Raw genomic sequence first — 13,653 nt, forward strand, 5'->3', positions numbered from 1 at the left:
ATGACGCTCCCCGACACCGTGCCCGCCACCACGCCGGCCGGCGGTCCGTTCTGTGCCGAGCAGCGCGACTCCGTGGTCGGCCTGTTCGCCGAGCAGGTCCGGCTCACCCCTGGCGCTGCGGCGGTGCTCGCCGACGACGGCGAACTCACCTACGCGGAACTGGACGCGCGCTCGGATCGGCTCGCAGGACGCCTGCTCCGACTGGGAGTCCGGCCGGAACAGCCGGTCGGTGTGCTGCTGGAGCGTTCGGCCGACCTCGTGGCAGGCCTGCTCGCCGTGCTCAAGGCCGGTGGCGCGTATGTGCCGCTCGATGCTCGTGCGCCCGACCAGCGGATGTCGACCGTCCTGGCGGAGGCCGGGGTGCCGGTGCTGGTGACCGACGACACGTGGAAGGTCGTCGCGGAACGCGTTCACGCCGGCCACGTGCTGGTTGTGGGCGAGGACGCAGCGGGGGAGACCGTGCCCGGCGCGGTGGTGCACGGGAACAACCTGGCGTACGTCGTGTTCACCTCGGGGTCCACGGGCATGCCGAAGGGCGTGGCGGCGCGGCACCGCGATGTGGTGGACCTCGCCCGTGACAAGCGGTTCACCGGTGGCGCGCACGACCGCGTGCTGGTGCATTCACCGGTGGCGTTCGACGCCTCGACCTACGAGATTTGGGTGCCGCTGCTCAACGGCGGCAGTGTCGTGATCGCTCCTCCCGGTGATGTGGACGGACAGGTCCTGCGGAGGGCGATCAACGAGCACGGCGTGACGGGGCTCTTCGTGACCTCGGGCCTGTTCCGCGTGCTGGCGCAGGACGACCCCGCGTGCCTGGCGGGGCTGCGCGAGGTGTGGACCGGCGGTGACGTGGTGCCCGCCGCGGCGGTGCGGCGAGTGCTGGAAGCGTGTCCGGGCACCACTGTGGTGGACGTCTACGGCCCCACGGAGACCACCACGTTCGCCACCTGCCACCCCCTGCCCGATCTCGGCGCGGTGCCCGACGTCCTGCCCATCGGCACGGCACTGGACGGCATGCGCCTGCACGTGCTGGACGACGACCTGAACCTGGTCCCCGACGGGGAGTCCGGTGAGCTGTTCATCGCGGGCGCCGGCATCGCCCGCGGTTACCTCCACCGCCCCGGTCTGACAGCGGACCGCTTCCTGGCCGACCCGTTCGGCGCACCGGGTGAGCGCATGTACCGCACCGGCGACCTGGTCCGCTGGACGCCGAACGGCACCGTCGACTTCGTCGGCCGCGTCGACGACCAGGTCAAGATCCGCGGTTTCCGAGTCGAGACCGCCGAGATCGAGGCCGTGCTGGCCGAGCACCCCGATGTCGCGCAAGCAGCGGTGCTGGCGAAGGTGGACCAAGGCGGCGTCAAGCGCTTGGTCGCCTACGTCGTCGCCGCCGGCTCCACGGCGCCCTCCGATGACGAGCTGCGCGCCGTCGTCCTGCGTTCGCTGCCCGACTACATGGTGCCGTCGGCGTTCGTTGCGCTGGAACGGCTTCCGCTCAACACCAACGGAAAGGTCGACCGCAAGGCGCTGCCCGAACCGGACTGGAACCTCGACCGGCGTGCCGGGCGCATCCCGCCGCGCACGCCCGCTGAACGCGCTGTCGCGCAGGCATGGGCAGCGGTGCTCGCGGTCGCTCCCGACCGGGTCGGGGCGCAGGACGACTTCCTGTCACTGGGCGGCGATTCGATCCAGGCGTTGCGGGTGGTGTCGCGGCTGCGCACGGCGCTGGACGTGCCGTTGTCCACCAGGGACCTGATGGACGCGCGGACCGTGGCCGGTCTCGCCGTCCTGCTCGCCGACCGCCTGCCCATCGAGGCGGCCGACCGGATCACCCCGGTGCCGCACGACAGCGTGCTGCCGTTGTCCCCGATGCAGCAACGGTTGTGGCTGCAGCACCGGCTCGACCCCACGGCCACCGACTACAACACCGGTGTCGGCCTGCGGCTGCGCGGTCCGCTCGACCACGACGCACTGCGAACCGCGCTGGATGCGCTGGTCGAACGGCACGAGGTCATGCGGACCACCTTCGAGGAGGCCGACGGCCGCGGCGTGCAGGTCGTCGCCGCGCACGCGACGTTGCCGCTGCGCGTGGAGGACCTCTCCGGTGTCGCGCCCGCCGACCGGGACGACGCGCTCGACCGGTTGTGCGCGCAGGAGCTGACCACGCCATTCGACCTGCGGGGCGGACCAGTGGTCCGTGTGGTGCTGGCCAGGCTGGCAGACGACGACCACGTCCTGTTGCTCGACCAGCACCACATCATCACCGACGGCTGGTCGGTCCGGCTGCAGGTCGACGACCTGCTCGAGCTGTACCGGTCCGCCGTCCGAAGAACCACAGCCGACCTCGAGCCGTTACCCGTTCGCTACGGCGACTTCGCGGCGTGGCAGCGCCACCGCCTCAAGGAGCCCGCCGTGGCCGGCGAGATCGACCACTGGCGACGTGTCCTCGCCGATCTCGAACCCCTCGACCTGCCCACCGACCGGCCCCGTCCCGCCCAGCGCACCACGGCGGGCGCCGTGCACCGCGAGGCCCTGCCGGAACGGCTGGTGCAGCGGCTGGCCGAGGTTGGCCGCAACGGCGGCACCACCCTGTTCACCACGCTGGCGGCAACTGTGCAGCTGCTGCTTGCCCGCTACACCGGGCGGCGCGACGTGGCCGTGGGCACCGCGTCCGCAGGACGCGGCCGACCTGAGCTCGACGACCTCGTCGGGTTCTTCGTCAACACACTCGTGCTGCGGTCCACAGTGGACCCGACCATGTCGTTCGAGCGGTTCCTCGCCGACGTCCGGGAAACCGTGCTCGACGCTTTCGCCCACGACGAGATCCCGTTCGACCGGCTCGTCGACGAACTGCGGCCGGACCGCGACGCCAGCCGCACCCCGCTCGTGCAGGCGCTCGTCGTGCTCCAGCAGGAAATGGTGCGGCCGCAGGCGGTCGACGCGCTGAACGTCACCGAACACCACCTGCCGCGCCCGCGCGCACGGTTCGAGCTGCTGGTGGAGTTCTGGCCGCGGGACGGCTCGCTGGACGTGTCTCTGGAGTACAACACCGACCTGTGGGACGCCGCCACGATCGAGCGGATGGCCGGTCACCTGAGGGTTCTGCTGGAAGCCATCGCCACCGGCCCTGACCGGCCTCTGGGCGAGCTCCCGCTGCTCGGAACGCAGGAACGCCACCAGGTCCTGGAAGCGTTCAACAACACCGCGAGCGACCGGCCCCCGGCCACGATCACCGCCCTGTTCGCCGACCAGGTCCTGCGCAACCCCGGCGCCGAGGCCGTCGTCGCCGACGGCACGTCGCTGACCTACGCCGAGCTGGACGCCCGCGCCAACCGCCTGGCCCACCACCTGCTGCACCACGGATTGCGCGCCGAGGAGCCGGTGGCCCTGCTGCTGAGTCGCTCGGTCGACCTCGTGACAGCCGAACTGGCGGTGGTCAAGGCGGGCGGGGCGTACGTGCCGCTCGACACCAGGGCACCCGCCGAGCGGCTGGCCGTGCTGCTGGCGGGGAGTGGTGCCGGCGTCCTCCTCACCGACCGCACCTGGCTCGCCACAGCGGAAGAGGTCCACGCCGGCCGCGTCGTCGTGCTGGACGCCGAGGACATGATCGGGGAAACGGCCACCGCGCCGGACGTGGCCCCGCACTCAGACCAGCTGGCCTACGTCATGCACACCTCGGGATCCACCGGCGTGCCCAAGGGCGTGGCCGTGCGGCATCGCGACGTCACCGACCTCGCACGTGACCGGCGGTTCGGCGGCGGTGCGCACAACCGGGTCCTGTTGCACTCCGCGCCCGCGTTCGACGCCACCACATACGAGTTGTGGGTGCCGCTGCTCAACGGTGGCACCGTCGTGGTCGCTCCGGCAGGAGACCTGGACGCCGGCCGCATCCGCGATCTGGTCACCGGCCACGGCCTCACCGGGCTGTGGCTGACCGCCGGCCTGTTCCGCGTCATCGCGCAGGACGACCCGGACTGCCTGACCGGACTGCGCGAGGTGTGGACCGGCGGCGACGTCGTGCCCGCACCCGCGGTCAGGCGGGTGCTGGGCGCCTGCCCCGGCATCGCCGTGGTCGACGGCTACGGCCCCACCGAGACCACCACCTTCGCCACCTCGCACCGCATGGCCGACGCCGGCGCGGTCGGGGACGTGGTGCCCATCGGCCGCCCGCTGGACGGCATGCGCCTGCGGGTGCTCGACGACACCCTGTCGCCCACGCCGATCGGTGTGCCGGGCGAGCTGTTCATCGCCGGTTCCGGCCTGGCGCGCGGCTACGCGGGCCGGCCAGGGCTGACCGCGTCGCAGTTCGTCGCCGACCCGTTCGGGGCGCCGGGGGAGCGGATGTACCGCACCGGCGACCTGGTGCGGTGGCAGGCAGACGGCACGGTGGAGTTCGTCGGCCGCACCGACGACCAGGTCAAGATCCGCGGGTTCCGCGTCGAGCCGGGCGAGGTCGACACGGCGCTGTCCACGCACCCCGCCGTCGCCGGGTCCGTGACGGTCGTGCGCGCCGACGACACCGGGCGCAAGCGGCTGGTCACCTACCTGACCGCCATGGACACCGCGCCCGAAGTGGCGGTGCTGCGGGAGTTCCTCGGCCGTGGGCTGCCGGACTACCTCGTGCCCTCCGCGTTCGTCGTCCTGGACGCACTGCCGCTCAACGCGAGCGGCAAGGTCGACCGGCGCGCCCTGCCCGACCCGGTGTGGGCCGCCGCCACCGCCACGCACGTCGCGCCCGCCGACGGACCGGAGGCCGTGCTGGCCGGGATCTGGTCGGAACTGCTCGGCGTCGACCGTGTGGGAGCCGGCGACAACTTCTTCGAGCTCGGCGGTGACTCCATCCTCAGCATCCAGGTGGTGTCGCGCGCCCGCCAGGCAGGACTCGCCCTCACCCCCGGCGACCTCTTCCGGCACCCCACCGTGGCGGCTCTCGCGGTCGCGGCGGCCGTCGCCGGACCCACCGAGGCCGACCAGGGGCGGGTGGTCGGCGACGTGCCGCTCACCCCGGTGCAGCGATGGCTCTTCGCCACGAACCCCGGCCACCCCGAGCACTTCAACCAGGCGTTGACCGCCGAGCTGGTCCACGACGTGGACACCGACGCGCTGCGCCGGGCCTTGACGGCGTTGGTGGAGCACCACGACGCGCTGCGGATGCGGTTCGAGCGCACGGATTCCGGATGGCGGCAGCACAACGCGCCGGTCGAGCGAGCGGAGTTGCTGACCACGCAACGTTCTGCGGCGTTCGACCTCGCGACCGGCCCGTTGCTGCACGCCGAGTTGGAGCGCCCCGAGGGCAAGCACCCGGTGCTGCGCCTGAGCGTTCACCACCTCGTGGTGGACGGCGTGTCGTGGCGCATCCTGCTCGAGGACCTCGTCACGGCCTACGACCAGGCCGCGCGCGGCGAGCCCGTTCGGCTGGCCGCCAAGACGACGTCGTTCCGGGACTGGGCGCACCGGCTCACGCGGCACACCGCCGACGGCGGGTTCGACGACGAACGCGACCACTGGACCGCCACCGCCGAGGCGGACCCGTCCCTGCCCGTCGACCACGACGGCCCCAACACCGCCGGGTCCACCCGCGCCGTCTCGGTCCGGCTCGACCGCGAGACCACCAGGGCGTTGCTGCAGGACGTACCCGGCGCGTACCGCACGCAGGTCAACGACGTGCTGCTGAGCGCGCTCGGCCGGGTGCTGGCCGGCTGGACCGGCCGCCGGCGGGTGCCGGTGGACCTGGAGGGCCACGGCCGCGAGGACGTGCTCGACGGTGTCGACCTCTCCCGCACGGTCGGGTGGTTCACCTCGATCTTCCCCGTCGCGCCGGACGTGCCCGACGGCGGCTGGGGCGCGGTCCTCAAGTCGGTCAAGGAACAACTGCGTTCCGTTCCCCGCAAGGGAATCGGCCACGGCGCCCTGCACGAGCCCGGTACCGGTGGCCCGCAGATCAGCCTCAACTACCTCGGCAGGCTCGACTGGGCGGGCGTGGAGGGCGGTGTGCTGCACGCCGTGCGCGGCAGCCTGGAGCTCGACAGCGCACCGGAAGCACTGCGCCCGCACCTGCTCGACGTCGTCGGCGCGGTCGAGCACGGCTGCCTCGACCTCACCTGGTACTTCAGCGACCGGGTGCACGACGAGGCGACCGTGCGGGGCTTGGCCGAGGCGATGGCCACGGCGTTGCGCGAGATCGTCGCCCACTGCGGCCGGCCGGGCTCAGGCGGCCGCACGCCGTCGGACTTCCCCCTGGCGCGCCTGGACCAGGCCGCTGTCGACCGGATGGTCGGTGACGGCCGGAACGTGGAGGACGTCTACCCGCTGACGCCGATGCAGGCCGGCATGGTCTTCCACGGGTTGGTGGACGGCGCGACCACCGGCGCGTACTTCAACCAGGTCCGGTTCCGGCTCTCCGGGGTGGCGGACCCGCGTGCGCTGGGCGAGGCCTGGCAACGGGTCGTGGACCGCAACGCCGTGCTGCGCAGCGAGGTGGTGTGGGACGGGCTGGCGGAACCGCTGCAGCTGGTGCGCCCTCGCGTCACCCTTCCGATCACCCACCTCGACTGGAGAGACCTCGACGAGCAGGGCCAGTACGAGCAGCTGCGCGCACTGCTCGACAGCGATCGTGCCGCCGGGCTGGACCTGACCACCGCGCCGTTGATGCGCGTGGCACTCGCCCGGCTGTCGGACGACGAGGTGCTGGTGCTGTGGACGTTCCACCACGTCCTGCTCGACGGGTGGAGCGCGGCCCAGCTGTTCACGGAGGTCTGCGAGCACCACGCGGCCATCACCCGTGGCGCCTCGGGGCCCACCGCGGCCCGGCCACTGTTCCGCGAGTACCTGCACTGGCTGGAGCGGCAGGACGGCGAGCAGGCCGAGCAGTACTGGCGGCGGGTGCTCGACGGCTTCGACGAGACCACCCCGCTGCCCTTCGACCGCCGTCCGTTCGACGCGCACAGGGCGCAGTCCGGTGGCACCGTCCGATTCGAACTGTCCGCCCGCAGCACCGAACGGCTGCGCGAAGCGGCCCAGCGCAACGGTTTGACGGTGAACACCGTGGTGCAGGGCGCGTGGGCGGTGCTGCTGGCCCGCTACGCCGGCACGTCCGACGTCGTGTTCGGCACCACCGTGTCCGGCAGGCCCGCGGACCTGCCGGGCGTCGAGTCGACGGTGGGCATGTTCATCAACACCGTGCCGACCCGCGTCGCCGTCGACCGCGGCCGCGACCAGCTGTCTTGGCTGCGTGACCTGCAAGCCTCCCAAGCCGAGGCGCGGCGCTTCGAGCACGTGCCACTGGCGCGGCTGCGCGGGTGGAGCTCGCTGCCCGGCGGCGCGAACCTGTTCGACAGCATCCTGGTGTTCGAGAACTACCCGTTCGACGAGAACGCCATGGCCGAGCACGGCCTGCGACTGCACGACGTGCACGCGCATGAGCCCACCAACTACGCACTCACCGTCGTGGTGTCGCCCGGCCCGCGCCTCGTGGTCGAACTCGACCACGACCCGGCCCTGTTCGACGAGACCACGGTGCACCGGCTCGGCCGGCACCTGCGGATGCTGCTGGACGACGTGCTGGCGGACCCGGCACAGCCGCTGGGCGACCTGCGGCTGCTCGACGACACCGAACGCGATCAGGTGCTGGTGCAGTGGAACCCCACCAGCCGGGACTTCCCGGTCGGCACGCTGCCTCGGCTGTTCGCCGAGCAGGCCGCGCGCACGCCCGACGCCGTCGCGGTCACCTGCGAGGGCGAGCACCTGACCTACGCCGAGCTGGACGCCCGAGCCAACCGGGTGGCGCACGCGCTGATCGAGCGCGGCGCGGGACCGGAGCGGTACGTCGCGCTGCGGCTGCCCCGCTCCACCGACCTGGTCGTGGCGGTGCTGGGCGTGCTCAAGTCCGGCGCGGCCTACCTGCCGATCGACCCGTCCTACCCCGAGGACCGGATCGCGGGCATGGTCGAGGACACCCGGCCGGTGGCCGTGCTGACGGAGCTGCCGGACGTGTCCGGCCGGCCGTCCACGGCGCCGGAGGTGGCGCTGCGGCCGGAGAACCCCGCCTACGTCATCTACACCTCCGGCTCCACCGGCAAGCCCAAGGGCGTCGTCGTGCCACATGCCAACGTGGCCCGGCTGTTCTCGGCCACCGACGCCTGGTTCGGGTTCGGTTCCGACGACGTGTGGACCCTGTTCCACAGCTACGCCTTCGACTTCTCCGTGTGGGAGCTGTGGGGTCCGCTGCTGCACGGCGGGCGGCTCGTGGTCGTGCCGCACGACGTGTCGCGCTCGCCGGGCGAGTTCGCCGCGCTGCTGGCACGGGAACGCGTCACGGTGCTCAACCAGACACCGTCGGCGTTCTACCAGCTGATCGCCGAACAGCCGGAGGACCTGTGCCTGCGGTACGTCGTCTTCGGCGGTGAGGTGCTCGACGTGCGCAAGCTGGCCGCCTGGAACGGTCCCGGCGAGCTGATCAACATGTACGGCATCACCGAGACCACCGTGCACGTCACGTGGACGCCCGCCGACGGCACCGTCGGCGAACCCATCCCGGACCTGCGCGTGTACGTCCTCGACGAGGACCTGCGGCCCGTGCCGCCCGGTGTCGTCGGCGAGATGCACGTCGCCGGCGCGGGACTGGCACGTGGCTACCTCGACCGGCCTGGCCTGACCGCCTCCCGGTTCGTCGCCGACCCGTTCGGCGAACCCGGCTCGCGCATGTACCGCACGGGCGACCTGGCCCGCTGGAAGGACGGCCGGCTCGACTACCTCGGGCGCGCCGACCACCAGGTCAAGATCCGCGGCTTCCGCATCGAGCTCGGCGAGATCGAGGCCGCGCTCGAAGCACATCCCGACGTGGCCGCGGCGGTGGCCGACGTCCGCGACCACGCAGGGCGCAAGGTGATCGTCGGCTATGTCGTCGGCGGCCACGGCGTCGACCTGCGCGGGTTCCTGGCGCGGACCCTGCCCGACCACATGGTGCCCTCGGCGTTCGTGCACCTGGACCGGCTTCCGCTGACCGGCAACGGGAAGCTCGACCGCAAGGCGCTGCCCGCGCCGGAGTGGGAGACGACCGGTGCCCGGCACGTCGAGCCGCGCACGGAGGCCGAGCGCGTGCTCGCGGACATCTGGGCGCAGGTGCTGGGGCTCGACCGGGTCGGTGTCGAGGACGACTTCTTCGAGCTGGGCGGTGACTCGATCATCAGCATCCAGGTCGTCTCGCGGGCCCGGCAGGCCGGGTACGGCCTGGCGCCGCGCGACCTGTTCACCCACCCCACGGTCGCCGCACTCGCCGCGGCCGTGCCCGCGGTCGCCGAACAGGATGGCGTACCGCAGGGACCGGTGGCCGGCGAGGTTCCGCTGACACCGATCCAGCGCTGGTTCCTCGACGCGCAACCGCCGCGTCCCGAGCACTTCGACCAGTCCGTCCAGGTCGAGTTCACCGACGATGTCGACCCGGCGGCGTTGCGCAAAGCGTTGGCCGGTCTGGTGGAGCACCACGACGCACTGCGAATGCGGTTCGAACGCACCGGCTCCGGCTGGCGGCAGCACAACCCGCCCGTCGAGCCCGTCGACCTGCTGTCCGAAGTGGACGGAGAGTTCGACCTGAACCGCGGACCGCTGCTGCGGGCCACGTCGCTCACGTCTCGGGCACTCCGGCTCACCGCGCACCACCTGGTCGTGGACGGCGTGTCCTGGCGAGTACTGCTGGAAGACCTGGAGACCGCGTACCTGCAGGCCGTGCGCGGCGACCAGATCGTCCTCGGCGCGAAGACGACGTCCTTCCGGGACTGGGCGCTGCGGCTGGCCGAGTACACCGCTGACGGCGGGTTCGACGACGAGGCCGGCCACTGGGCGGGCGTGACCGGAGATCCCGGCGTGCCCGTGGACCGCGACGGCACCGGCACGACAGGTTCCGTGCGCGGCGTCACCACCGAACTCGACGCCGACCTGACGCGGGCGCTGCTGCAGGACGTGCCCGCCGTGTACCGCACGCAGGTCAACGACGTGCTGCTGAGCGCGTTGGGCCGGGTGCTGTCCGGATGGACGGGCCGGGACCGGGTCCTGGTGGACCTGGAGGGCCACGGCCGGGACGGCGACTTCCTCGACGGCGTCGACCTGTCCCGCACGGTCGGCTGGTTCACCTCGGTGTTCCCGGTGGCGCTGGACGTGCCATCGGGGGACTGGGGCGAGGTGCTCAAGGCGACGAAGGAACGGCTGCGCGCGGTGCCCCGGCGCGGCATCGGCCACGGCGCCGCGCACCGGTCTCCAGGCCCGGCGGTGGCGTTCAACTACCTCGGCCAGTTCGACGGCGCAGCGGGCGGGACCGTGTTCCGGACGGTCGGCGGGCTGACCGCCGACGCCGACGCCGGCACACCCCGGCCACACCTGCTCGACGTCGTCGGAGCCGTTGAGGACAAACGACTCCGACTGACCTGGTACTTCAGCGAGGAGACGCACGACGAGTCGACCGTGCGGGGTCTGGCCGACGCGATGACCGCGGCGTTGCGGGAGATCGTGACGCACTGCGCCCAGCCCGGCGCGGGCGGCCGGACGCCGTCGGACTTCCCGTTGGCGGGCCTGGACCAGGCAGCGGTGGACCGGCTGGCCGGCGACGGCCGCGACGTCGAGGACATCTACCCGCTGACGCCGATGCAGGCGGGCATGGTCTTCCACAGCCTGTCCCACGGCCACGAAGGCCTCTACACCGAACGGATCTCCTTCGTGCTCGACGGCGTCGCGGACATCGAGGCGCTGGCCCGCGCGTGGCGGGAGGTGGTCACGCGGACCCCGGTCCTGCGCAGCCGCGTCGTGTGGGAGGGCGTCGACCGGCCGGTGCAGGTGGTGTGCCGCGACGTCGACCTGCCCATCTCCGCGACGTTGGACGACGAGGAGCTGGATCTCGGCACCGCGCCGCTGATGCGACTGGCCCTGGAGCACGAGTCGGACACGGCCGTGCGGGTCGGCTGGACGTTCCACCACGTGCTGCTCGACGGGTGGAGCACGTTCCAGGTGCTCAGCGACGTGATCGCCGGCTACGCGGCCCTCACCGCCGGACGCGAGCCCGAGCTCCCGTCCCGCCGCCCGTTCGGCGACTACCTGCGCTGGCTGTCCACCCAGGACCCCGACGCGGCGGAAACCCACTGGCGGCAGGCGCTTCGCGGGCTCGACGCTCCCACGCCACTGCCGCTCGACCGGCTCGCCGGGCCCGGCCACGCCACCCGCTCGGCCGAGTGGACCACGCTGACACTGCCCGGCGACGGCCTGCGCGACTTCGCGCAGCGCAACGGGTTGACGCTCAACACCGTGGTGCAGGGCGCGTGGGCGTTGCTGCTGTCGCGCTACAGCGGGCACACCGACGTGTGCTTCGGTTCCACCGTGTCCGGTCGCCCGGCCGATGTGCCGGGCGCCGACGCCATCACGGGCATGTTCATCAACACCCTGCCCGTGCGGACGGCGATCGTGGAGGACGAGCCGGTCGCGGTGTGGCTGCGGCGGCTGCAGGCGGCCCAGGCCGAGGCCAGGCGGTTCGAGCACGTGTCGCTCGCGGACCTGCAGGCGTGGACCGGGACCGAGCTGTTCACCAGCATCCTGGTCTTCGAGAACTACCCGATCAGCGAGGCCGCGACCCACGGCGTCACCGTGCGCGACCTGGACGCCGTGGAGACGACCAACTACCCGCTGAGCCTGGGCGTCCGCCCCGGAACGGAGCTGGAGTTCCGGCTCAGCTACGACCCGGCGCTGTTCGACCTCGCCACGGTCGAGCGCGTCGCCGGTCACCTCGCCGCGGCGCTACTCGGCCTGACCGCCGACCCCGAGCGGATGATGGGCGAGGTCGACGTCCTCAGCGACGCAGAGCGGCGGATCGTCCTCCCGGAGCGTGTCGAGACCAGCGTCCCCGAGACGACCGTCGCCGAGTTGTTCGCCGCTCAGGTGGACCGGACCCCCGACATGACCGCTGTGGTCGCGGGCGACACGTCACTCACCTACGCCGGACTGGACGCCCGCGCGAACCGGTTGGCACAGCGGCTGATCGCGCTCGGCGTGCGCCCTGAGGAACGCGTCGGGGTGTTGCTGCGCCGATCGGCCGAAGTGGTGATCGCGGTGCTCGCCGTGCTCAAGGCGGGCGGCGCGTACCTGCCGCTGGACAGCCGGGCGCCGGTGGAACGCCAACGGCTGGTGCTGGAGCAGGCCGGGAGCCGGGTGCTGATCACCGACTCGGACGTCGTCCCGTTCGACGGGCACGTCGTGGTCCCCGATGGTGAGGAGTCGGCCGACCGGCCTCGGACGGCCGCGCACCCGGACGGCCTCGCCTACGTCGAGTTCACCTCCGGCTCCACCGGCACGCCGAAGGGCGTGGCCGTGCGGCACCGGGACGTGGTCGCACTGTCGTTGGACTCACGGTTCGACAGGCCCGCCCACCGCGCCGTGCTCATGCATTCGCCGCTGGCGTTCGACGCGTCCACCTACGAGCTGTGGGTGCCGTTGCTGCGCGGTGGGCGAGTGGTCGTCGCACCGCCGGAAGACCTCGACGCGGCGGTGCTGCGCGACCTGATCACTGCTCACGGCGTGACGGCGTTGTGGCTCACGGCGGGCTTGTTCCGGGTGCTGGCGCAGGACTCGCCCGGCTGCCTGGCGGGCGTGGCCGAGGTGTGGACCGGCGGCGACGTCGTTCCCGCGCAGGCGGTCCGCCAGGCCATGGCGGCCTGTCCGGGCCTGGTGGTGGTCGACGGGTACGGGCCGACCGAGACCACGACGTTCGCGACAGCGCACCGGATGGCCGGCCAGGTGCCCGACACCGTGCCCATCGGCTCCGCGCTGGACGGCATGGCCACCTACGTGCTGGACGACCGGCTGCGACCGGTGCCCGTCGGGGTGCCCGGTGAGCTGTACCTCGCGGGTGCCGGCCTGGCGCGCGGGTACCTCGACCGGCCAGGCCTGACCGCGTCCCGGTTCGTCGCCTGCCCGTTCGGCGCGCCGGGGGAGCGGATGTACCGCACCGGTGACGTCGTGCGGTGGCTGCCGGAAGGCGTGCTGGAGTTCGCCGGACGCGCCGACGACCAGGTGAAGCTGCGCGGGTTCCGCATCGAGCTCGGCGAGGTCGAAGCGGTCCTGGGTCGCCACCCCGACGTGGGCGGGCTGGTCGTGGTGGTCCGCGAGGACGCGCTCGGCGGCAAGCAGCTCGTGGCCTACCTGGTGCCCGCCGACCCCGGCCGTGAGCCGGACCCGGGAGACCTGGCCGCGTTCGCCGGGCGGACCCTGCCCGACTACATGGTGCCCTCGGTGTTCGTGGTGCTCGACGCGCTGCCGTTGAGCGCCAACGGGAAGGTCGACCGGGCCGCGCTGCCCGCACCGTCCGCCCCCGTGCCCGCCGCGCGGTACGTGGCGCCCAGGACCGACACCGAACAGGTGATGGCCGCGATCTGGGCGGAAGCGCTGCGCGTGGACCGGGTCGGCGTTGAAGACGACTTCACCGCCCTCGGCGGGGACTCCATGCGCAGCCTGCTCGTCACGTCCCGCTGCCGTGCCGCGTTCGACGTACCGCTCACACCGCACGACGTCCTCACCGCCCGCACGGTCGCCGAGCTGTCGCGGCTGGTCGAGGAGAAGATCCTGCTCGAGCTCGAACGACTCGCGCTCGATGACGGCGCCACCCCGAACCTGTGAGGA

General features: G+C 72.5%; 1 protein-coding gene. It reads left to right on the forward strand.

The genetic code is table 11. The features are described from left to right. The gene (locus IEY88_RS13965) at window positions 1-13,650 is read left to right on the forward strand and encodes a non-ribosomal peptide synthetase (protein ID WP_189155114.1); all 13,650 of its coding nucleotides are present in this window, start codon (window positions 1-3) and stop codon (window positions 13,648-13,650) included. Window positions 13,651-13,653 lie beyond the last annotated feature (3 nt).

It is taken from the genome of Lentzea pudingi (assembly GCF_014646255.1).
Taxonomy (GTDB): domain Bacteria; phylum Actinomycetota; class Actinomycetes; order Mycobacteriales; family Pseudonocardiaceae; genus Lentzea; species Lentzea pudingi.

What these genes read in the sequence shown, in the direction of transcription:
- IEY88_RS13965 (WP_189155114.1), top strand. Translation starts at nt 1, where the DNA reads ATGACGCTCCCCGACACCGTGCCCGCCACCACGCCGGCCGGCGGTCCG.